Origin of the sequence: Flavobacterium difficile (assembly GCF_011392115.1) — a bacterium.
Lineage (GTDB): Bacteria > Bacteroidota > Bacteroidia > Flavobacteriales > Flavobacteriaceae > Flavobacterium > Flavobacterium difficile.
Genome location: NZ_JAAJBT010000003.1, coordinates 265445 through 285192 on the forward strand (window position 1 = coordinate 265445; position 19748 = coordinate 285192).

Here is a 19748-nt window from a genome sequence, read left to right on the forward strand (position 1 = left end):
ATGAGTCAAAAAATCAGAATAAAATTGAAATCTTACGATCATATGTTAGTAGATAAATCTGCTGAAAAGATTGTAAAAACTGTAAAAAGTACAGGTGCTGTTGTAACTGGTCCAATTCCATTACCTACTCACAAAAGAATTTTTACAGTATTACGTTCTCCACACGTAAACAAAAAATCTAGAGAGCAGTTTGAATTAATGTCATACAAAAGACTTCTAGATATTTATAGTTCTTCTTCAAAAACGATTGATGCGTTAATGAAGTTAGAATTACCAAGTGGTGTTGAAGTAGAAATTAAAGTGTAACTTTATTTCATCATAAATAAAAACCGAGTTGAAATACTACTCGGTTTTTTTATATCCTCAAGGAAAAATATGTGTTTTTTGTTGTTTTTGAAAATAAGTTAACATTTATTTTTGAGAACAATAAAATATTTATATATTTGCACCCTTGAAAAAATTCAGCAAGTGTGCTGAAAATCAATGTTTAATTAATTAATATGTATTTATGTCTGGGTTAATCGGAAGAAAAATCGGTATGACTAGCATCTTTGACGAGAATGGAAAAAACATTCCATGTACTGTTATTGAAGCTGGACCATGCGTTGTTACCCAAGTCAGAACCATTGCAGTTGACGGGTATGAAGCCCTTCAATTAGGTTTCGATGACAAAACTGAAAAGCATACGGTAAAAGCTGAAGAAGGTCACTTCAAGAAAGCTGGTACTGTTGCTAAGAAGAAAGTTGTTGAATTCCACGGTTTTGAGGAGGAGTTTAAGTTAGGAGATTCAATTGACGTAAACTTATTCACTGAAGGTGAATTTGTGGATGTTGTTGGAACTTCAAAAGGTAAAGGATTTCAAGGTGTTGTAAAACGTCATGGTTTCGGTGGAGTTGGTCAAGCCACTCACGGTCAACATAACCGTTTAAGAGCGCCAGGATCTGTTGGAGCATCATCTTATCCTTCAAGAGTATTCAAAGGAATGAGAATGGCAGGAAGAATGGGTGGAGATAATGTAACAGTTCAAAACTTAAAAGTATTGAAAGTTGTTGCGGATAAAAATCTTTTAGTAATTAAAGGGTGTGTACCAGGGTGCAAAAACTCTTATGTAATCATTCAGAAGTAATGGAAGTAAAAGTTTTAGATATCAACGGAAAAGAAACAGGTCGTAAAGTAAATCTTGACGATACAGTTTTCGCTATTGAGCCTAATAAACATGCTGTTTATTTAGATGTAAAGCAATACTTGGCTAACCAAAGACAAGGAACGCATAAAGCTAAAGAAAGAGCAGAAGTTGCAGGTAGTACACGTAAAATTAAAAAACAAAAAGGTACAGGTACTGCTCGTGCAGGATCAAAAAAATCTCCTTTATTTAAAGGTGGTGGTACTGTTTTTGGTCCAAGACCTAGAAGTTATTCGTTCAAATTGAATAAAAACTTAAAAAGATTGGCTCGTAAATCAGCTTTCTCTTTAAAGGCTCAAGAATCAAATATTGTTGTTGTTGAAGATTTTACATTTGACACACCAAGCACTAAAAAATTCATTAACGTATTGAATTCTTTAGGGTTAGAAAACAAAAAATCTCTATTTATATTAGGTGATACAAATAAAAATGTATATTTGTCGTCACGTAATTTAAAAACAACTTCAGTTGTAACTAGTTCTGAATTAAGTACTTATGCTATTTTAAATGCAAAAAGTTTAGTTCTTTTAGAAGGTTCAATTGAAACTATAGAAGCTAATTTAAGTAAATAATTCAGATCATGAGTGTTATTATTAAGCCAATTGTAACTGAAAAGTTAACTAAAGATGGTGAAGTTTTTAACCGTTTTGGTTTTGTAGTTGAAAAAACTGCCAATAAAGTACAAATCAAAAAAGCTGTTGAAGCTGCTTTTGGAATTACTGTTGTTGCTGTAAGAACAATGAACTATAGAGCTGATAGAAGTGTAAAATACACTAAAAGCGGATTAATCAGTGGAAAAACAAATGCTTACAAAAAAGCAGTTGTTCAAGTTAAAGAAGGAGAATCGATAGATTTTTATACTAATATCTAATATACAACAATGTCAGTTAGAAAATTAAAACCTATTACCCCAGGTCAGCGTTTTAGAGTTGTAAATAGCTTTGACACTATTACGACTGATAAGCCGGAGCGTTCATTGATCGCACCGAAAAAAAACTCTGGAGGTAGAAATAGTCAAGGAAAAATGACCATGCGTTATACAGGTGGTGGTCATAAACAAAAGTACCGTATTATTGATTTTAAAAGAACAAAAGCTGGAGTTCCTGCTAATGTAAAAACAATCGAGTACGATCCAAACCGTTCAGCATTTATCTCATTATTATACTATGCAGATGGAGCAAAAACTTATGTTATTGCACAGAATGGTTTACAAGTTGGGCAAACTGTAGTTTCAGGTGAAGATGCTTCTCCAGAAATTGGTAATGCTTTACCTTTAAGTAAAATTCCATTAGGAACAGTTATTTCTTGTATCGAATTAAGACCTGGTCAAGGTGCGGTTATCGCTCGTTCGGCAGGTACATTTGCTCAGTTAATGGCTAGAGATGGAAAATATGCTACAATTAAAATGCCTTCAGGTGAAACAAGATTAATCTTGTTAACTTGCTCTGCAACAATTGGAGCAGTATCTAACTCTGACCACCAATTAGTTGTATCTGGAAAAGCAGGTAGAACTAGATGGTTAGGAAGAAGACCTAGAACAAGACCAGTAGCTATGAACCCAGTTGATCACCCAATGGGAGGTGGAGAAGGACGCTCTTCAGGAGGTCATCCACGTTCAAGAAAAGGTTTACCGGCTAAAGGTTATAGAACTCGTTCTAAGGTTAACCCGAGTAACAAGTATATTGTAGAACGTAGAAAGAAATAATAAGATATGGCACGTTCATTAAAAAAAGGACCATTTGTACACTTTAAATTAGAAAAGAAAGTACAAGAGAATATAGAAGGTGGTAATAAAAATGTTGTGAAGACTTGGTCTAGAGCATCTATGATTATTCCAGATTTTGTAGGACAAACTATCGCTGTTCACAATGGCCGTCAATTTGTTCCAGTTTATGTAACTGAGAATATGGTTGGTCATAAATTAGGAGAATTCTCACCTACAAGATCTTTTAGAGGTCACGCAGGTGCGAAAAATAAAGGTAAAAAATAAGAAGTCATGGGAGTTCGTAAAAGAGAAGCAGCTGACGCTAGAAAAGAAGCTAACAAGCAGATTGCGTTTGCTAAATTAAATAACTGCCCTTCATCACCAAGAAAAATGCGCTTAGTTGCGGATCAAGTAAGAGGTCAGAAGGTAGAAAATGCTCTTAATATATTAAGATTCAGTCCAAAAGAAGCTTCAAAAAAATTAGAGAAATTAGTTTTATCTGCCATTGCAAACTGGTCAGCTAAAAATGAAGGATCTAGTATGGAAGATGCTGGCTTATTTGTTAAAGAGATTAGAGTTGACGGTGGTATGATGTTAAAAAGATTACGTCCTGCACCTCAAGGTAGAGCACACAGAATTAGAAAACGTTCTAATCACGTAACAGTGGTTTTAGGAGCTATCAATAACACACAAAGTAATTAATTAACAGTATGGGACAAAAGACAAATCCAATTGGAAACAGACTTGGTATCATCAGAGGATGGGACTCAAACTGGTATGGTGGAAATGATTACGGTGACAAAATCGCCGAAGATTACAAAATCAGAAAGTATATCCATGCGCGTTTAACGAAAGCTAGTGTATCAAAAATAATTATCGAGAGAACTTTAAAGCTTGTAACCGTTACTATCACTACTGCTAGACCTGGTATCATTATCGGGAAAGGTGGACAAGAGGTAGACAAGTTAAAAGAAGAACTTAAGAAAATTACAGATAAGGAAATTCAAATTAACATTTTCGAAATCAAAAGACCTGAATTAGATGCTTACTTAGTAGGTAATTCTATTGCTCGTCAAATCGAAAGTCGTATTTCTTACAGAAGAGCAATCAAAATGGCTATCGCAGCTGCTATGAGAATGAACGCAGAAGGAATTAAGGTTCTTATTTCTGGTCGTTTAAATGGTGCAGAGATGGCGCGTTCAGAAGGCTTCAAAGAAGGAAGAATTCCATTATCAACTTTCAGAGCAGACATTGATTATGCATTATCTGAAGCTCACACTACTTATGGTAGAATGGGAATCAAAGTATGGATAATGAAGGGTGAAGTTTATGGTAAAAGAGATTTATCTCCTTTAGTAGGTATGGACAAAAAAGGTCCAAAATCTTCTGAAAGAGGTGGTTTTGATTCAAAAGGAAAAGGCGGTAAACCAGCTCCACGCAAAAGAAAGTAATTTTTTAAATAAAAGACAAAATGTTACAACCTAAAAGAACAAAATATCGTAAGGTACAAAAGGGTAGAATGAAAGGTAACTCTCAGAGAGGTCACATCCTATCAAACGGTATGTTTGGAATTAAATCTTTAGATTCGGCTTTTATCACATCACGTCAAATTGAAGCATCTCGTATTGCTGCAACACGTTTCATGAAAAGAGAGGGTCAATTATGGATTAAAATTTTTCCAGACAAGCCTATTACAAAGAAACCACTTGAGGTACGTATGGGTAAAGGAAAAGGAGCAGTAGAATATTGGGCTGCTGTTGTAAAACCAGGAAAAATTATGTTTGAAGTTGGTGGAGTGCCTATTTCAGTAGCTAAAGAGGCTTTACGTCTTGCAGCACAAAAACTTCCTGTAAAAACTAAGTTTATCGTTGCTAGAGATTTCGAAGCATAATAAAAATTAATTATGAAACAATCTGAAATAAATAATCTATCTACAGCTGACTTACAAGCAAGACTTGTTCAGGTGAAGAAAACGTATAACGACCTTAAAATGGCTCATGCTATTTCTCCAATCGAGAATCCGCTTCAATTGAGAACATTAAGAAGATCAGTAGCAAGAATTGCAACTGAAATTACTAAAAGAGAGTTACAATAATTGTATTCTGCTGAAAGATGGAAAAAAGAAATTTAAGAAAAGAAAGAGTTGGTGTTGTTACTAGTAACAAAATGGAGAAATCTATCGTTGTTTCTGAAACTAAAAGAGTAAAACACCCTATGTATGGTAAGTTCGTGTTAAAAACTAAGAAATATGTTGCACACGACGAAACAAACAACTGTAATGTTGGTGATACGGTAAGAATTAGCGAAACGCGTCCTTTAAGTAAAACTAAGTGTTGGAGATTAGTTGAAATCATTGAAAGAGCTAAGTAATTATGGTACAACAAGAATCAAGATTAAAAGTAGCAGATAACACGGGAGCAAAAGAAGTTTTAACTATCCGTGTTCTAGGTGGAACGAAACGTCGTTACGCATCTGTAGGTGATAAAATTGTAGTTTCAATTAAAGATGCAGCTCCTAACAGTAATGTTAAAAAAGGATCTGTTTCAACTGCAGTTGTAATACGTACCAAAAAAGAAGTGAGAAGAGCCGATGGTTCATACATTAGATTTGATGACAACGCATGTGTGTTATTAAATGCAGGTGGTGAAATGAGAGGTACTCGTGTTTTTGGTCCAGTAGCTAGAGAACTTCGTGAAAAACAATTCATGAAAATTGTATCATTAGCACCTGAGGTGCTTTAATTCTCAAAGAAATGATGAAAATTAAAATTAAATCAGGAGACCTAGTAAGAGTTAATGCTGGTGATCATAAAGGACAAGAAGGTAGAGTTTTACGTGTAATTCGCGATAAAAACAAAGCTGTTGTGGAAGGATTAAACATGGTTTCTAAACACACTAAACCTAGTGCAAAAAGCCCACAAGGTGGAATCGTGAAGAAAGAAGCTCCTATTCATATTTCTAATTTAGCATTAGTTGACTCTAAAACAAAAGAGACTACTAAAGTTGGTTTTAGAATGGATGGAGAAACAAAAGTAAGATTCTCAAAAAAATCTAATCAAGTTATATAGTTATGGGATACATACCAAGACTAAAGGAGGAATATAAAAGCAGAATTATTGCTGCTTTGAAAGAAGAATTTGGTTACAAGAATGTAATGCAAGTTCCAAAGTTGGAAAAAATTGTTATTAGCCGTGGTGTTGGTGCTGCTGTGTCTGACAAAAAATTAGTAGATTATGCTGTTGAAGAGTTAACTAAAATTACTGGTCAAAAAGCTGTTGCTACAATTTCTAAAAAAGACGTTGCATCATTCAAGCTAAGAAAAGGTATGCCGATTGGTGCTAAAGTAACTTTACGTGGTGAAAGAATGTATGAGTTTTTAGATAGACTAATTACTTCTTCTTTACCTCGTGTAAGAGATTTTAGCGGAATCAAATCAACAGGATTTGATGGAAGAGGTAATTATAACTTAGGTGTACTTGAGCAAATCATTTTCCCAGAAATTGATATTGACAAAGTAAACAAAATTTCAGGGATGGATATTACTTTTGTTACATCTGCTGAAACAGATAAAGAAGCAAAATCATTATTAACTGAATTAGGTTTACCTTTCAAAAAGAACTAAGTTATGGCTAAAGAATCAATGAAAGCCCGTGAGGTTAAAAGACAAGCTGTTGTAGATAAGTATGCTGAAAAAAGAAAAGCTTTAAAAAAAGCTGGAGATTATGAAGCATTACAAAAATTACCTAAAAATGCTTCTCCAATTCGTTTACACAACCGTTGTAAATTAACAGGTAGACCAAGAGGGTATATGCGTCAATTTGGTATTTCACGTGTAACATTCCGTGAAATGGCAAATCAAGGGTTAATACCAGGAGTTAAAAAAGCTTCTTGGTAATCTCGTAAAAGTTTATTACTTTTGCAAACCAAAAATAATTTTTAATTGATTAAAGGTTCAGGAAGCGAGTGCTTCCTGAAAACCGTAATCGCAAATTTATACATATGTATACAGATCCAATTGCAGATTTTCTTACAAGAATTAGAAATGCGGCTAGAGTAAATCACAAAGTGGTTGAAATCCCAGCTTCTAACTTGAAAAAAGAAATCACAAAGATTTTATTCGATCAAGGATATATCTTAAGTTACAAATTTGAAGATTCTACTGTTCAAGGTACAATCAAAATCGCTTTGAAGTATGATAAAGATACTAAAGAGTCTGTAATTAAAGATATCCAAAGAATTAGTAAACCAGGTTTACGTAAGTACGCAAGTTCTACAAACATCCCAAGAATTTTAAATGGTTTAGGTATTGCTATCGTGTCTACTTCTAAAGGAGTTATGACTGGTAAAATGGCTAAGCAATTAAATGTTGGTGGTGAGGTAATTTGTTACGTATACTAATTTTAAAGACCATATAAGATGTCAAGAATAGGTAAAAATCCAATTGCAATTCCAGCAGGAGTAACTGTAGAAGTGAAAGATGCTGTAGTTACAGTTAAAGGAAAATTAGGCGAGCTTTCTCAGGAATATTCAGATGTAACAATCAAAATTGAAGATAACAATGTTATCGTTGAGCGTGCATCAGATCAAAAGAATGAAAGAGCGAAACACGGACTATATCGTTCATTAATCAATAACATGATTACTGGAGTAGCAGAAGGTTTCACAAAAGAATTAGAATTAGTTGGAGTAGGATATAGAGCTTCAAACCAAGGGCAAAAATTAGATTTAGCTTTAGGTTTTTCACACAATATCGTACTAGAAGTAGTGTCTGAAGTAAGTGTTGAAACAATCTCAGAAAAAGGTAAAAATCCGATAGTGAAATTAACTTCATTTGACAAACAATTATTAGGACAAGTTGCTGCTAAAATCAGAGCTTTCCGTAAACCTGAACCGTACAAAGGTAAAGGTGTTAAGTTTGTTGGTGAGGAAGTAAGAAGAAAAGCAGGTAAATCAGCTTAAAAAATAAAGTTATGTCATTAACAAAATCTGAAAGAAGACAAAGAATACAGTTCAGAATCAGAAAGACTGTAAGCGGAACTGCTGCTCAACCTAGACTTTCTGTTTTTAGAAGTAATAAAGAAATCTATGCGCAAATCATAGATGACGTAAACGGTGTTACTTTAGTTTCTGCTTCATCGAGAGATAAAGGAGTTACTACAGGTACTAAAATCGAAACTGCAACTGCAGTTGGTAAATTGATCGCTGAAAAAGCGCTTAAAGCTGGTATTTCAACTATCACATTTGATAGAGGTGGAAATTTATACCATGGACGTGTTAAATCGTTAGCTGAAGGAGCTAGAGAAGCGGGACTTAAATTCTAAGGTATGTATCAAAATTATAAAAACGTAGAATTAGTTAAACCAGCAGGTCTTGAATTAAAAGATCGTTTGGTGAGTGTTAATCGTGTTACTAAAGTTACTAAAGGAGGTAGAGCCTTTGGTTTTTCAGCTATTGTTGTAGTTGGAGATGAAAACGGAGTAGTTGGTCACGGTTTAGGAAAATCTAAAGATGTTTCTGAAGCAATTGCAAAAGCAGTAGAAGATGCTAAGAAAAATTTAGTTAAAATTCCTTTAAGTGGACAATCTGTTCCTCATGAGCAAAAAGGTAAATTTGGTGGTGCAAGAGTATTCTTAATGCCAGCTTCTCACGGTACTGGAGTTATTGCTGGTGGTGCTGTTCGTGCGGTATTAGAATCAGTTGGTGTACACGACGTATTATCTAAATCTCAAGGGTCATCAAATCCTCACAACGTAGTTAAAGCAACTTTCGATGCTTTATTACAAATGAGAAGTGCTCTTACTGTTGCAAAACAAAGAGGAGTGTCTTTAGATAAAGTATTCAAAGGATAAATCAAGGAGATATGAAAATTTTAGTAAAACAAGTTAGAAGTAAAATCAACTGTCCACTAGACCAAAAAAGAACATTAATTGCTCTTGGTATTAAAAAAATGGGTCAAGTTGTTGAGCACGATGCAAATCCTGCTGTCCTTGGAATGGTAAATAAAGTTAAACACTTAGTTTCTGTAGAAGAAACTAAATAACAATATACATGTTATGAATTTAAGTAACTTACAACCAGCAGAAGGTTCTGTTCACAACCAAAACAAAAGAGTAGGTAGAGGTGAAGGTTCTGGTAAAGGTGGTACTTCGACAAGAGGTCACAAAGGAGCCAAATCACGTTCTGGTTATTCAAAGAAAATTGGTTTTGAAGGAGGTCAAATGCCTCTTCAACGAAGAGTACCAAAATTTGGTTTCAAAAACATCAATAGAGTAGAATATCAAGGTATAAATCTTGATACATTACAAGGTTTAGTAGAAAATGGTGTAATCACTGAAGCTGTAGATTTTACAGTTTTTGTAGATACTCGTTTGGCTACAAAAAATAGCTTAGTAAAGATTTTAGGAAGAGGTGAGCTAAAGGCAAAATTAAAAGTTAGTGCTCACAAATTTACTGCTACTGCAAAAGCTGCTATCGAGGCTGCTGGAGGAGAAGTAGTAATTCTTTAATTCTCATCACTATGAAGAAATTTATTGAATCATTTATCAATGTTTGGAAAATAGAAGAACTAAAAAATAAAATTTTAGTTACTCTTGGAATTTTACTTGTGTACCGTTTTGGTTCACAAGTAACTTTACCAGGTATTGATTCAACTAAATTGCAAAGTTTATCAAACCAAACTGAAGGTGGAATAGGTTGGTTAATTAATGTTTTCACAGGTGGTGCTTTTTCGGAAGCTTCTATCTTTGCATTAGGAATCATGCCTTATATCTCTGCATCAATTGTAGTTCAGTTAATGGGAATAGCTATTCCTTATTTACAAAAATTACAAAAAGATGGCGAAAGTGGTAGAAAAACTATTAACCAGATTACACGTTGGTTAACTATTGCAATTACATTAGTTCAAGCTCCTGGTTATATTTATAATTTAAGACAAACCTTACCAGCTGAAGCTTTTGTAAATTCTGAATTCTTTTCTTTCTTCCCTCTATTTGGGTCAGTTTTAATCATTGTTTCGGGAACTATTTTCGCAATGTGGTTAGGAGAGAGAATCACTGAAAAAGGAATTGGTAATGGTATATCATTGTTAATTATGGTTGGAATTTTAGCAAGAATGCCTGAAGCATTCATGCAAGAATTTGCTTCAGCAATTACTAATGGTGGACCAATGAAAATCATTATTGAAGTAATTATATGGTTATTAGTAATTATAGCTACTATATTATTAGTAATGGCATTGAGAAAAGTTCAGGTTCAATACGCTAGAAGATCAGTTTCTGGTGATTTTGAATCGGATTCAATGGATGATAATAGACAATTTATCCCATTAAAGTTAAATTCTGCAGGTGTTATGCCAATTATTTTTGCGCAAGCAATTATGTTTATACCTGCTGCACTAGCTGGATTATCTAAGTCTGACACGGCTTTAAGCATTTCAAATATGTTTAAAGATCCATTCGGTTTAGTTTATAATGTAGTTTTTGCTTTATTAATTGTTATTTTTACGTATTTTTACACCGCTATTACGGTACCAACAAATAAAATGGCAGATGACTTAAAGAGAAGTGGAGGTTTCATTCCGGGTATTAAACCTGGTGCTGAAACAGGTGATTTCTTAGATAAGTTAATGTCTTTAATTACATTCCCAGGTTCATTATTCTTAGCTTTAATCGCAGTGTTCCCTGCTATTATTCATAGTATGTTAGATGTTCAAGGGGCATGGGCTTATTTTTATGGAGGTACATCGTTGATTATTATGGTCGGAGTTGCAATCGATACAATTCAACAAATTAATTCATATTTGTTAAACAAACATTATGATGGTTTAATGAAAAGTGGTAAAAATAGAAAAGCTGTCGCTTAATTAATTATGGCAAAACAATCAGCAATAGAACAAGACGGAAGCATTGTAGAAGCATTATCTAATGCAATGTTTCGAGTTGAATTAGAAAACGGACATGTTGTAATTGCTCATATCTCAGGTAAAATGCGTATGCATTATATTAAGTTGTTACCCGGAGACAAGGTTAAACTTGAAATGAGTCCTTACGATTTGTCTAAAGCTAGAATTACTTATAGATATTAAATAAGCAATAGGCAGTAAGCATAAAGCTTAAAGCATAAGGCATATAGCATAAAGCAATTTACAATGAAAGTAAGAGCATCAGTTAAAAAAAGAAGCGCAGAATGTATTATCGTGCGTAGAAAAGGTAGATTATACGTTATTAACAAAAAGAATCCTAGATTTAAACAAAGACAAGGATAATTATGGCAAGAATAGCAGGGGTTGATATCCCAAAAAACAAAAGAGGAGTTATCGCTTTAACATACATTTTTGGTATGGGTAGAAGTAGAGCTATTGAGGTTTTAGAAAAAGCCAAAGTAAGCCAAGATAAAAAAGTACTTGATTGGAATGATGACGAAATCGGAGCAATTCGTGAAGCGGTTTCATCATTTAAAATCGAAGGTGAATTACGTTCAGAAATTACATTAAACATCAAACGTTTAATGGATATTGGATGTCAAAGAGGTATCCGTCATAGAGCGGGATTACCTTTAAGAGGTCAAAGAACCAAAAACAACTCGAGAACAAGAAAAGGTAAAAGAAAAACTGTTGCTAACAAGAAAAAAGCAACTAAATAGTAAATAATATGGCTAAGGCAACTGCAAAAAAACGTAAAGTTATCGTTGAGTCTTCTGGAGAAGCACATATTAGCGCTACTTTCAATAACATCATCATTTCGTTAACAAACAAAAAAGGTGAAGTCATTTCTTGGTCATCAGCTGGTAAAATGGGTTTCAGAGGTTCTAAAAAGAACACTCCGTATGCTGCCCAAATGGCTGCTGAAGATTGTGGAAAAGTAGCTCTTGAAGCTGGACTAAAAAAAGTAAAAGTTTACGTAAAAGGTCCAGGGAACGGTAGAGAATCTGCTATCAGATCTATCCATAATAGTGGAATTGAAGTAACTGAGATTATCGATGTTACTCCTATGCCTCACAATGGATGTCGTCCTCCGAAAAGAAGAAGAGTATAATTATTAGTATAAAACAAAGGTAGGAATTTAGATTATCGAAGGAAAGACCTTAATTCATAATCCCTACCTTAAATTAAAATTTGTAAAATGGCAAGATATACTGGTCCAAAAACAAGAATCGCCCGTAAGTTTGGTGAAGCAATTTTCGGAGAAGATAAAGCTTTCGAAAGAAGAAATTATCCTCCTGGTCAACATGGTTTGGCAAAAAGAAGAGGTAAAAAATCTGAATATGCTGTTCAATTAATGGAAAAGCAAAAAGCTAAATATACTTATGGTATTTTAGAGCGTCAATTCAGAAATTTATTTGAAAAAGCATCGGCCTCTTCAGGTGTAACAGGTGAAATCTTGTTACAACTTTGTGAAGCTCGATTAGATAATGTAGTTTACAGAATGGGAATTGCTCCTACTCGTAGAGGTGCACGTCAAATCGTTTCTCACAGACATATCACTGTAAATGGTGAGTTGGTTAATGTACCTTCTTATCACTTAAAATCAGGTGATGTTGTTGCAGTTCGTGAAAAATCAAAATCCCTTGAAGCTATTGAACGTTCTTTAGCTAATAATTCTTCTGTTTATGAATGGATTACTTTTAACAACGATACTAAAGAAGGTACGTTTGTAACTGTTCCTCAAAGACTTCAGATACCAGAAAATATTAAAGAGCAACTAATCGTAGAGTTGTATAACAAATAATAATTGACATTAGTCGAAGATATGGCAATATTTAATTTTCAAAAGCCCGATAAAGTTATAATGATCGATTCTACCGATTTTGAAGGTAAATTCGAATTTAGACCTTTAGAACCTGGTTATGGTTTAACAGTTGGAAACGCTTTAAGAAGAGTTCTTCTTTCTGCTTTGGAAGGTTTTGCTATTACATCTGTTAGAATTGAAGGTGTTGAACATGAATTTTCAACAATTTCTGGTGTAGTAGAGGATGTAACTGAAATTATTTTAAATCTTAAGCAAGTACGTTTCAAACGTCAAATTGAAGATATTGATAATGAATCAGTTTCTATCTCACTTTCTGGTAAAGATCAAATTACAGCTGGTGATTTCCAAAAATTCATTTCTGGTTTTCAAGTTTTAAACCCAGATTTAGTAATTTGTAACTTAGATAGCAAAACAACTATCAACATGGAACTTTCTATTGAAAAAGGTAGAGGTTATGTTCCTGCTGAAGAAAATAAAAAACCAAATGCTCCTATTGGAACTATTTTTACAGACTCTATTTATACTCCTGTAAAAAATGTGAAGTATTCTATTGAAAACTTCCGTGTTGAACAAAAAACTGATTACGAAAAACTAGTTTTCGAAATTAAAACTGACGGTTCAATTAATCCAAAAGATGCTTTGACAGAAGCTGCTAAAACGTTGATTCACCATTTTATGTTGTTTTCTGACGAAAGAATCACACTTGAGGCGGATGAAATTGCTCAAACTGAGTCTTATGATGAGGAATCATTACACATGAGACAACTATTGAAAACTAAATTAGTTGACATGGACTTATCAGTAAGAGCGTTAAATTGCCTAAAAGCGGCTGAAGTTGATACATTAGGAGACCTAGTTTCTTTCAATAAAAACGATTTAATGAAGTTCCGTAACTTCGGTAAAAAATCATTAACTGAATTAGATGAGTTAGTGGCTAATAAAAACCTTACCTTCGGAATGGATTTAGCAAAATACAAGTTAGATAAAGAGTAATTGCTTCATATTTTGCTCTCCATAGTGGATTGATGCAAGATGAAGTCTAAAATAAAATGTCATGAGACACGGAAAAAAATTCAATCATTTAAGTAGACAAACAGGTCATAGAAAAGCAATGCTTGCTAACATGGCATGTTCACTTATTGAACACAAACGTATTAATACAACTGTAGCTAAAGCTAAAGCTTTAAAACAATTTATTGAGCCGCTTGTAACAAAATCTAAAGAAGATACAACTCACAACAGACGTATTTGTTTTTCTTATTTAAGAAACAAGTATGCTGTAACTGAATTGTTCAGAGCAGTTGCTGATAAAGTTGGAGATCGTCCAGGAGGTTATACTCGTATCATTAAGTTAGGAAACCGTTTAGGGGATAATGCAGATATGGCTATGATTGAACTAGTAGATTTCAATGAAATTTATTCAACTGCAAAAAAAGAAGTTAAAAAAGCATCTACTCGTAGAGGTAAATCTAAAAAAGCTGAAGAAACAACTGGAGAAGCTCCAGCTGCTGAAACAACTGATACAACAGAAGCTTCTGAATAATTATGAATCTATTGATTTAAATATAAAAAAGGATAAACAAATTTTTGTTTATCCTTTTTTTTTGTTAGCACTAAAATGTAATTTTGCAAAATAAACAACTACAACTAATGAAATACAACGACAAACAACAAGCTATTCTTCTATTAAAAGATGGAACTATTTTCCACGGAAAATCAATTGGAATTTCAGGAACAACTTTTGGCGAAATTGCATTCAATACCGGAACAACAGGTTATCAAGAAATTTTTACGGATCCTTCCTATTATGGCCAAATTATGGTAACTACCAACGCACATATTGGGAATTATGGTGTCAATGTCAATGAAGTAGAATCTGATAATGTGAAAATATCTGGATTAGTATGTAAAAATTTCAGCATGAATTATTCTCGTCCAGATGCTTCTGAAAGTTTATATGACTATTTTGAAAAACAAAAATTAATTGTGATTTCAGATGTGGATACACGTGCTTTAGTAAGTTATATTAGAGACAATGGCGCTATGAACGCGATAATTTCAACCGATGGAACTTCTATTGAAGAATTAAAAGTAATGTTAAATCAGGCTCCTAATATGGAAGGTTTAGATTTAGCTTCAGTAGTTTCTACCAAAGAATCATATTTCTTTGGAAATGAGAAGGCAACTTATAAAATTGCAGCACTAGATTTAGGTATCAAAACTAATATTTTAAGAAACTTGGCAAAACGTGATTGTTATATTAAAGTATTTCCTTTCAATACTACTTTTGATGAGATGAAAGCTTTTAGTCCTGATGGGTATTTCTTGTCTAACGGACCTGGTGATCCAGACCCATTGGCATCTGCTCAAGAAGTAGCAAGAAATATTTTAGCTGAAAATAAACCATTATTTGGAATTTGTTTAGGTCACCAAGTAATTGCTTTAGCTAACGGAATTTCAACATATAAAATGTTTAACGGACACAGAGGCATTAATCATCCAGTGAAAAATATAGTAACTGGTAAAGGTGAAATTACTTCTCAAAACCATGGATTTGCTGTGAATAAAGAAGAATTAGAAAACCATCCTGACTTCGAATTGACTCATGTGCATTTAAATGACGGAACGGTAGCTGGAATGAGAATGAAATCTAAAAATTGTTTTTCCGTACAATACCATCCAGAAGCGAGTCCTGGACCACATGATTCAAGTTATTTATTCGATGAGTTTATCGAAAATATTAAAACTTCAAAAAACTAAAACGTTATCGTTTATAAGTTTTAATTTAATTACGAATTTCAAAATAAAATATAATTAACTTTGTTAAAATAGTAATAAAGCAATTAAAAAAATAGAAATATGAGCATAATAATTAAAGTTCACGCAAGACAAATATTAGATTCAAGAGGAAATCCAACTATAGAAGTTGATGTGGTTACCGAAAATGGAATTTTAGGTAGAGCAGCCGTTCCATCTGGAGCTTCAACTGGAGAACATGAAGCTGTTGAATTACGTGATGGTGGCAAAGCTTTTATGGGAAAAGGAGTTTTAAAAGCTGTTGAAAATGTAAATTCTACCATAGCTTCTGAGTTAGTAGGAATGTCTGTTTTCGAACAAAACGCCATCGATAAAATGATGATTGAATTAGATGGTACGCCAAATAAATCTAATTTAGGTGCAAATGCAATTTTAGGAGTTTCATTAGCGGTAGCAAAAGCAGCTGCTAACGAATTAGGAATGCCTTTGTATCGTTATGTTGGTGGTGTTTCTGCCAACACATTACCAGTTCCGATGATGAATATTATTAATGGTGGTTCACATTCGGATGCGCCAATTGCTTTTCAAGAATTTATGATTATGCCTGTAAAAGCAACTTCTTTTACACACGCTATGCAAATGGGAACTGAAATTTTTCACAACCTAAAAAAAGTATTACACGATCGTAATTTATCTACAGCTGTTGGCGATGAAGGTGGTTTTGCTCCAAATTTAGCAGGCGGAACAGAAGACGCTTTAGATACGATTAAACTTGCCGTAACTAATGCGGGTTATTCTTTTGGCGATGAAATTATGATTGCTTTAGATTGTGCAGCATCAGAATTTTATGTAGATGGAAAATACGATTATACTAAATTTGAAGGCGCAGGCGGTAAAGTTAGAACTTCAGAAGAGCAAGCTGATTATTTAGTAGAATTAGCTACTAAATATCCAATTATATCTATTGAAGATGGTATGTATGAAGACGATTGGAAAGGTTGGAAATATTTAACAGAAAAAATCGGAAATAAAGTACAATTAGTAGGTGACGATTTATTCGTAACTAACGTAGAGAGATTGTCTCGTGGAATTAGCGAAGGAATTGCCAATTCAATTTTAATTAAAGTAAACCAAATCGGAACATTATCTGAAACAATTGCAGCTGTGAATATGGCACATAATGCTGGTTATACTTCGGTTATGAGTCATCGTTCTGGAGAAACAGAAGACAATACAATTGCCGATTTAGCTGTAGCATTAAACTGTGGGCAAATTAAAACCGGTTCGGCTTCTCGTTCAGATCGTATGGCAAAATACAACCAATTATTACGTATTGAAGAAGAATTAAATGAAGTAGCTTACTTTCCAGGTGCAAATGCCTTTAAAGTGAAATAAGTTTGCTATAAATAAAGTTTTATAAACCAATAAGCTATGCTTGTTGGTTTTTTGTTTTTTTGTAACTTTTGAATTTGTTTAAAAGTATAGATTTTATATATACCTATTGTGCAATTTATCTATGCATTAATTTTAAAATTCAAGAATTAATTATTAAATTCGCAACAAACATAATTATACATATAAAATATACATATTATCATGTCGAAAAATGCAATTATAGAAATTGATGGCACTAAATTCGAACTACCGGTTATGGTCGGAAGTGAAAACGAAACTGCCATTGATATTAGTAAATTAAGAGATTTAACAGGAGCGATAACTTACGATCCAGGATACAAAAATTCAGGAGTTTGTAAGAGTGATATCACTTTCCTTGATGGTGAAGAAGGAATCTTAAGATACCGCGGGTACTCTATCGAAGATTTAGCAGATAAAGCAGACTTTTTAGAAGTTTCTTATTTAGTAATTTTCGGAGAATTACCAACAAAAGAACAATTAGCAGATTTCGAAACTAATATTCGTAAATATACCCTTGTAAACGAAGAGATGAAAAACATCATTGATGGTTTTCCTAAAACAGCTCACCCAATGGGCGTTTTATCTGCGTTAACAAGTGCACTTACAGCTTTTAATCCAAAAGTGGTCAATGTAGAAAACGAAAAAGAAATGTATGAAGCCATCTGTAAAACTATGGGTAAATTCTTAGTTTTAGCTACTTGGACATACAGAAAAAGTATGGGATTCCCATTAAATTACTATGATAACACTATTGGTTATGTAGATAATTTTATGCAGTTAATGTTTAAATTGCCTACTGGACCATATGCTATAAATCCAACAGTAGTAGCAGCTTTAGATAAATTATTTATCTTACACGCAGATCATGAACAAAACTGTTCTACTTCTACTGTACGTATGGTAGGTTCTTCTCATGCTGGTTTATTCGCGTCAATTTCTGCTGGAGTTTCTGCACTTTGGGGACCATTACACGGTGGTGCCAATCAAGCGGTTTTAGAAATGTTAGAAGCGATCCAAAAAGATGGTGGGGATGCCGATAAATATTTAGCAAAAGCAAAAGATAAAAATGATGAATTCCGTTTAATGGGATTCGGACATAGAGTTTACAAAAATTTCGATCCTAGAGCAAAAATCATCAAAAAAGCAGCAGATGAAGTTTTAGCAGAATTAGGTGTAAACGATCCAATATTAGCTATTGCTAAGAAATTAGAAGAATCAGCTCTAGTGGATCCTTATTTTGTAGAAAGAAAATTATATCCAAACGTAGATTTCTATTCTGGTATTATTTACCGTGCTTTAGGAATACCAACAGATATGTTTACTGTATTGTTCGCAATCGGTCGTTTACCGGGTTGGATTGCTCAATGGAAAGAAATGCGTGTAAATAAAGAACCAATCGGTCGTCCAAGACAAATTTATACAGGTCACCCATTAAGAGACTTTGTAAAATTTGAAGACAGAAAATAAATTTTAAAATCCCGATTTATCGGGATTTTTTATTTCTAGTGATTTCAGAAAGTAAAATACTCCTCAGAATTTTAATCAGAACGAGGTTGACTTTTTTTTATCTCAAAATTATCGAAATCTCTCTTTTTGTTGAAATCTCTTAATTAAATTGTAAAAAAAATCTTTGCGAATTAGTGTCTTTATGGCATTGTCAAAAATAAATGCGTTTTTTCTTGACAACGCCTATCTCACAATCGTATATTTGCACTCGATTTAGGTAAATCTTTTTTTTATACTTAATTCTTTAATCTTAAAATATATATATGAAATTATCTCACTTCCAGTTTAACTTGCCAGAAGAATTATTAGCAGAATTTCCTTCAGAAAACAGAGACGAATCTCGTTTGATGGTGGTACACAGAAAAACAGGTGAAATAGAACATAAAATGTTTAAAGATATTATCGATTATTTCGACGATGGAGATGTAATGGTATTAAATAATACTAAAGTTTTTCCAGCTCGATTATATGGTAATAAAGAAAAAACAGGCGCAAGAATTGAAGTTTTCTTATTAAGAGAATTAAATGCAGAACAGCGTTTATGGGATGTTTTAGTAGATCCAGCTCGTAAAATCAGAATTGGTAATAAACTATACTTCGGTGATGACGATTCGTTAGTAGCGGAAGTAATTGATAATACAACTTCTCGTGGTAGAACTTTACGTTTTTTATATGATGGGTCTTACGAAGAGTTTAGAGAAAAATTAATCGAGTTAGGAGAAACACCAATACCTAAATATATCAATCGTGAAGTAACTCCTGAAGATGCTGAGCGTTACCAAACTATTTATGCAAAAGAAGAAGGTGCAGTAGCAGCACCAACTGCTGGTTTACACTTTTCTAAACACTTAATGAAACGTTTAGAAATAAAAGGTGTTGATTTTGCAGAAGTAACTTTACACGTTGGTTTAGGAACTTTTAATCCAGTTGAAGTGGAAGATTTGTCGAAGCACAAAATGGATTCTGAAGAAATGGTAGTTACTCAAGAAGCTTGCGACATTATTAACGGTGCAAAAGCTAAGAAAAAGAAAGTATGTTGTATCGGAACAACTTCTATGCGTGCCATGGAAAGTACGGTTTCTTCAATGAGAACTTTAAATCCTTATTCAGGTTGGACAAATAAATTCATTTATCCGCCTTACGATTTTAGTTTGGCAGATGCTATGGTTTCAAACTTTCATACTCCAAAATCTACTTTATTAATGATGGTTTCTGCTTTTTGTGGTCACGATTTAATGAAAAAAGCATACGAAATAGCTATCAAAGAAAAATATAAATTTTACTCTTACGGAGACGCAATGTTAATTCTTTAAAAAGTAAATAATAATTCCAATTTAAACTTGTTTTAAATTTGTTTATAAACTAAGCCCAGCATCAATGTTGGGTTTTTTTATGTCTTATTTTTTTGCTACTTTTACGCTACTAAAATAACTATA

General features: G+C 33.3%; 33 protein-coding genes. All 33 read left to right on the forward strand.

Translation table 11 applies throughout. The annotated features are described in order from the left end of the window. The 33 genes from rpsJ to queA all read left to right on the forward strand — a co-directional run bounded on the left by rpsJ (position 1) and on the right by queA (position 19625). The gene (gene rpsJ / locus G4D72_RS07305) at positions 1-306 is read left to right on the forward strand and encodes a 30S ribosomal protein S10 (protein WP_091314374.1); all 306 of its coding nucleotides are present in this window, start codon (positions 1-3) and stop codon (positions 304-306) included. Positions 307-508: 202 nt separating this feature from the next. Further along, positions 509-1126 (forward strand): 50S ribosomal protein L3, encoded by a 618-nt coding sequence (gene rplC, locus G4D72_RS07310; protein WP_166077000.1) that lies wholly within the window; start codon positions 509-511, stop codon positions 1124-1126. After that, complete coding sequence (gene rplD / locus G4D72_RS07315) at positions 1126-1755, forward strand: 50S ribosomal protein L4 (RefSeq protein WP_166077001.1); 630 nt, start codon at positions 1126-1128, stop codon at positions 1753-1755. Before rplC ends, rplD begins: the two co-directional genes overlap by 1 nt. An 8-nt stretch (positions 1756-1763) precedes the next feature. After that, entirely contained in the window at positions 1764-2054 is a 291-nt protein-coding gene (gene rplW, locus G4D72_RS07320; protein ID WP_166077002.1) for a 50S ribosomal protein L23, read from the forward strand. A 9-nt stretch (positions 2055-2063) separates the two neighbouring features. Next, complete coding sequence (gene rplB / locus G4D72_RS07325) at positions 2064-2888, forward strand: 50S ribosomal protein L2 (protein WP_091314358.1); 825 nt, start codon at positions 2064-2066, stop codon at positions 2886-2888. A gap of 6 nt (positions 2889-2894) precedes the next feature. Then, complete coding sequence (rpsS, locus tag G4D72_RS07330) at positions 2895-3173, forward strand: 30S ribosomal protein S19 (protein WP_091314356.1); 279 nt, start codon at positions 2895-2897, stop codon at positions 3171-3173. A gap of 6 nt (positions 3174-3179) precedes the next feature. Next, a complete protein-coding gene (gene rplV, locus G4D72_RS07335) occupies positions 3180-3590 on the forward strand; it encodes a 50S ribosomal protein L22 (RefSeq protein ID WP_166077003.1) in 411 nt (136 codons plus the stop codon). Positions 3591-3598: 8 nt separating this feature from the next. Then, on the forward strand, positions 3599-4339 hold the full coding sequence (gene rpsC, locus G4D72_RS07340; protein WP_166077005.1) for a 30S ribosomal protein S3: 741 nt from the start codon (positions 3599-3601) through the stop codon (positions 4337-4339). Positions 4340-4359: 20 nt separating this feature from the next. Next, positions 4360-4779 carry a 50S ribosomal protein L16 gene (gene rplP, locus G4D72_RS07345; RefSeq protein ID WP_166077006.1) on the forward strand — a complete coding sequence of 140 codons (420 nt, stop codon included), beginning with the start codon at positions 4360-4362 and terminating at the stop codon, positions 4777-4779. A 12-nt stretch (positions 4780-4791) separates the two neighbouring features. Continuing rightward, positions 4792-4983, forward strand: a complete 192-nt coding sequence (gene rpmC, locus G4D72_RS07350) for a 50S ribosomal protein L29 (RefSeq protein WP_166077007.1) — start codon at positions 4792-4794, stop codon at positions 4981-4983. Positions 4984-5000: 17 nt separating this feature from the next. Then, a complete protein-coding gene (gene rpsQ / locus G4D72_RS07355) occupies positions 5001-5258 on the forward strand; it encodes a 30S ribosomal protein S17 (RefSeq protein WP_166077008.1) in 258 nt (85 codons plus the stop codon). Positions 5259-5260: 2 nt separating this feature from the next. Further along, positions 5261-5629 carry a 50S ribosomal protein L14 gene (gene rplN, locus G4D72_RS07360; protein WP_091314332.1) on the forward strand — a complete coding sequence of 123 codons (369 nt, stop codon included), beginning with the start codon at positions 5261-5263 and terminating at the stop codon, positions 5627-5629. Positions 5630-5640: 11 nt separating this feature from the next. After that, positions 5641-5955: a 50S ribosomal protein L24 gene (gene rplX / locus G4D72_RS07365; protein WP_166077009.1), complete on the forward strand. Its 315-nt coding sequence runs from the start codon at positions 5641-5643 to the stop codon at positions 5953-5955. Between the two features lie 2 nt (positions 5956-5957). Further along, positions 5958-6509 carry a 50S ribosomal protein L5 gene (gene rplE, locus G4D72_RS07370; RefSeq protein ID WP_166077010.1) on the forward strand — a complete coding sequence of 184 codons (552 nt, stop codon included), beginning with the start codon at positions 5958-5960 and terminating at the stop codon, positions 6507-6509. 3 nt (positions 6510-6512) lie between these two features. Continuing rightward, a complete protein-coding gene (rpsN, locus tag G4D72_RS07375) occupies positions 6513-6782 on the forward strand; it encodes a 30S ribosomal protein S14 (RefSeq protein WP_166077011.1) in 270 nt (89 codons plus the stop codon). 104 nt (positions 6783-6886) lie between these two features. Then, positions 6887-7285 (forward strand): 30S ribosomal protein S8, encoded by a 399-nt coding sequence (gene rpsH, locus G4D72_RS07380; protein ID WP_166077012.1) that lies wholly within the window; start codon positions 6887-6889, stop codon positions 7283-7285. 18 nt (positions 7286-7303) lie between these two features. Beyond that, a complete protein-coding gene (rplF, locus tag G4D72_RS07385; RefSeq protein ID WP_166077013.1) occupies positions 7304-7846 on the forward strand; it encodes a 50S ribosomal protein L6 in 543 nt (180 codons plus the stop codon). An 11-nt stretch (positions 7847-7857) separates the two neighbouring features. Continuing rightward, complete coding sequence (gene rplR, locus G4D72_RS07390; RefSeq protein WP_166077014.1) at positions 7858-8208, forward strand: 50S ribosomal protein L18; 351 nt, start codon at positions 7858-7860, stop codon at positions 8206-8208. Positions 8209-8211: 3 nt separating this feature from the next. Beyond that, positions 8212-8736 (forward strand): 30S ribosomal protein S5, encoded by a 525-nt coding sequence (rpsE, locus tag G4D72_RS07395; RefSeq protein ID WP_091314308.1) that lies wholly within the window; start codon positions 8212-8214, stop codon positions 8734-8736. Positions 8737-8747: 11 nt separating this feature from the next. After that, positions 8748-8927: a 50S ribosomal protein L30 gene (rpmD, locus tag G4D72_RS07400; RefSeq protein WP_166077015.1), complete on the forward strand. Its 180-nt coding sequence runs from the start codon at positions 8748-8750 to the stop codon at positions 8925-8927. A gap of 13 nt (positions 8928-8940) precedes the next feature. Then, on the forward strand, positions 8941-9393 hold the full coding sequence (gene rplO / locus G4D72_RS07405) for a 50S ribosomal protein L15 (RefSeq protein ID WP_091314302.1): 453 nt from the start codon (positions 8941-8943) through the stop codon (positions 9391-9393). Positions 9394-9404: 11 nt separating this feature from the next. Then, positions 9405-10748, forward strand: coding sequence for a preprotein translocase subunit SecY (gene secY / locus G4D72_RS07410; RefSeq protein ID WP_166077016.1), 1344 nt, complete (start codon positions 9405-9407; stop codon positions 10746-10748). Positions 10749-10754: 6 nt separating this feature from the next. Next, a complete protein-coding gene (gene infA, locus G4D72_RS07415) occupies positions 10755-10970 on the forward strand; it encodes a translation initiation factor IF-1 (protein WP_091314296.1) in 216 nt (71 codons plus the stop codon). Positions 10971-11033: 63 nt separating this feature from the next. After that, positions 11034-11150, forward strand: coding sequence for a type B 50S ribosomal protein L36 (gene ykgO / locus G4D72_RS07420; protein WP_002987490.1), 117 nt, complete (start codon positions 11034-11036; stop codon positions 11148-11150). A gap of 2 nt (positions 11151-11152) precedes the next feature. Further along, on the forward strand, positions 11153-11527 hold the full coding sequence (rpsM, locus tag G4D72_RS07425; protein ID WP_091314289.1) for a 30S ribosomal protein S13: 375 nt from the start codon (positions 11153-11155) through the stop codon (positions 11525-11527). Between the two features lie 8 nt (positions 11528-11535). Beyond that, positions 11536-11919, forward strand: a complete 384-nt coding sequence (gene rpsK / locus G4D72_RS07430; protein WP_091314282.1) for a 30S ribosomal protein S11 — start codon at positions 11536-11538, stop codon at positions 11917-11919. Between the two features lie 87 nt (positions 11920-12006). Then, a complete protein-coding gene (gene rpsD / locus G4D72_RS07435; protein WP_166077017.1) occupies positions 12007-12612 on the forward strand; it encodes a 30S ribosomal protein S4 in 606 nt (201 codons plus the stop codon). Positions 12613-12633: 21 nt separating this feature from the next. Then, positions 12634-13626, forward strand: a complete 993-nt coding sequence (locus G4D72_RS07440; protein ID WP_091314275.1) for a DNA-directed RNA polymerase subunit alpha — start codon at positions 12634-12636, stop codon at positions 13624-13626. A gap of 61 nt (positions 13627-13687) precedes the next feature. Next, positions 13688-14176, forward strand: coding sequence for a 50S ribosomal protein L17 (rplQ, locus tag G4D72_RS07445; protein WP_166077018.1), 489 nt, complete (start codon positions 13688-13690; stop codon positions 14174-14176). Between the two features lie 107 nt (positions 14177-14283). After that, entirely contained in the window at positions 14284-15393 is a 1110-nt protein-coding gene (gene carA, locus G4D72_RS07450) for a glutamine-hydrolyzing carbamoyl-phosphate synthase small subunit (RefSeq protein ID WP_166077019.1), read from the forward strand. 99 nt (positions 15394-15492) lie between these two features. Then, complete coding sequence (eno, locus tag G4D72_RS07455) at positions 15493-16785, forward strand: phosphopyruvate hydratase (RefSeq protein ID WP_166077020.1); 1293 nt, start codon at positions 15493-15495, stop codon at positions 16783-16785. Positions 16786-16986: 201 nt separating this feature from the next. Beyond that, positions 16987-18273: a citrate synthase gene (locus G4D72_RS07460; protein ID WP_166077021.1), complete on the forward strand. Its 1287-nt coding sequence runs from the start codon at positions 16987-16989 to the stop codon at positions 18271-18273. Between the two features lie 302 nt (positions 18274-18575). Beyond that, positions 18576-19625, forward strand: a complete 1050-nt coding sequence (gene queA / locus G4D72_RS07465; protein WP_166077022.1) for a tRNA preQ1(34) S-adenosylmethionine ribosyltransferase-isomerase QueA — start codon at positions 18576-18578, stop codon at positions 19623-19625. The last annotated feature ends 123 nt before the right edge of the window (positions 19626-19748 follow it).

Coding starts and splice junctions, on each gene's coding strand:
- rplC (WP_166077000.1), top strand. CDS start 509: ATGTCTGGGTTAATCGGAAGAAAAATCGGTATGACTAGCATCTTTGAC.
- rpsJ (WP_091314374.1), top strand. CDS start 1: ATGAGTCAAAAAATCAGAATAAAATTGAAATCTTACGATCATATGTTA.
- rplQ (WP_166077018.1), top strand. CDS start 13,688: ATGAGACACGGAAAAAAATTCAATCATTTAAGTAGACAAACAGGTCAT.
- carA (WP_166077019.1), top strand. CDS start 14,284: ATGAAATACAACGACAAACAACAAGCTATTCTTCTATTAAAAGATGGA.
- eno (WP_166077020.1), top strand. CDS start 15,493: ATGAGCATAATAATTAAAGTTCACGCAAGACAAATATTAGATTCAAGA.
- rplE (WP_166077010.1), top strand. CDS start 5,958: ATGGGATACATACCAAGACTAAAGGAGGAATATAAAAGCAGAATTATT.
- infA (WP_091314296.1), top strand. CDS start 10,755: ATGGCAAAACAATCAGCAATAGAACAAGACGGAAGCATTGTAGAAGCA.
- rpsE (WP_091314308.1), top strand. CDS start 8,212: ATGTATCAAAATTATAAAAACGTAGAATTAGTTAAACCAGCAGGTCTT.
- secY (WP_166077016.1), top strand. CDS start 9,405: ATGAAGAAATTTATTGAATCATTTATCAATGTTTGGAAAATAGAAGAA.
- rplO (WP_091314302.1), top strand. CDS start 8,941: ATGAATTTAAGTAACTTACAACCAGCAGAAGGTTCTGTTCACAACCAA.
- rplV (WP_166077003.1), top strand. CDS start 3,180: ATGGGAGTTCGTAAAAGAGAAGCAGCTGACGCTAGAAAAGAAGCTAAC.
- rpsQ (WP_166077008.1), top strand. CDS start 5,001: ATGGAAAAAAGAAATTTAAGAAAAGAAAGAGTTGGTGTTGTTACTAGT.
- rplR (WP_166077014.1), top strand. CDS start 7,858: ATGTCATTAACAAAATCTGAAAGAAGACAAAGAATACAGTTCAGAATC.
- rplW (WP_166077002.1), top strand. CDS start 1,764: ATGAGTGTTATTATTAAGCCAATTGTAACTGAAAAGTTAACTAAAGAT.
- queA (WP_166077022.1), top strand. CDS start 18,576: ATGAAATTATCTCACTTCCAGTTTAACTTGCCAGAAGAATTATTAGCA.
- G4D72_RS07460 (WP_166077021.1), top strand. CDS start 16,987: ATGTCGAAAAATGCAATTATAGAAATTGATGGCACTAAATTCGAACTA.
- rpsM (WP_091314289.1), top strand. CDS start 11,153: ATGGCAAGAATAGCAGGGGTTGATATCCCAAAAAACAAAAGAGGAGTT.
- rplB (WP_091314358.1), top strand. CDS start 2,064: ATGTCAGTTAGAAAATTAAAACCTATTACCCCAGGTCAGCGTTTTAGA.
- rpsN (WP_166077011.1), top strand. CDS start 6,513: ATGGCTAAAGAATCAATGAAAGCCCGTGAGGTTAAAAGACAAGCTGTT.
- rplX (WP_166077009.1), top strand. CDS start 5,641: ATGATGAAAATTAAAATTAAATCAGGAGACCTAGTAAGAGTTAATGCT.
- rpmD (WP_166077015.1), top strand. CDS start 8,748: ATGAAAATTTTAGTAAAACAAGTTAGAAGTAAAATCAACTGTCCACTA.
- rpsC (WP_166077005.1), top strand. CDS start 3,599: ATGGGACAAAAGACAAATCCAATTGGAAACAGACTTGGTATCATCAGA.
- rplF (WP_166077013.1), top strand. CDS start 7,304: ATGTCAAGAATAGGTAAAAATCCAATTGCAATTCCAGCAGGAGTAACT.
- rplD (WP_166077001.1), top strand. CDS start 1,126: ATGGAAGTAAAAGTTTTAGATATCAACGGAAAAGAAACAGGTCGTAAA.
- rpmC (WP_166077007.1), top strand. CDS start 4,792: ATGAAACAATCTGAAATAAATAATCTATCTACAGCTGACTTACAAGCA.
- G4D72_RS07440 (WP_091314275.1), top strand. CDS start 12,634: ATGGCAATATTTAATTTTCAAAAGCCCGATAAAGTTATAATGATCGAT.
- rpsS (WP_091314356.1), top strand. CDS start 2,895: ATGGCACGTTCATTAAAAAAAGGACCATTTGTACACTTTAAATTAGAA.
- rplP (WP_166077006.1), top strand. CDS start 4,360: ATGTTACAACCTAAAAGAACAAAATATCGTAAGGTACAAAAGGGTAGA.
- rpsH (WP_166077012.1), top strand. CDS start 6,887: ATGTATACAGATCCAATTGCAGATTTTCTTACAAGAATTAGAAATGCG.
- rpsD (WP_166077017.1), top strand. CDS start 12,007: ATGGCAAGATATACTGGTCCAAAAACAAGAATCGCCCGTAAGTTTGGT.
- rplN (WP_091314332.1), top strand. CDS start 5,261: ATGGTACAACAAGAATCAAGATTAAAAGTAGCAGATAACACGGGAGCA.
- ykgO (WP_002987490.1), top strand. CDS start 11,034: ATGAAAGTAAGAGCATCAGTTAAAAAAAGAAGCGCAGAATGTATTATC.
- rpsK (WP_091314282.1), top strand. CDS start 11,536: ATGGCTAAGGCAACTGCAAAAAAACGTAAAGTTATCGTTGAGTCTTCT.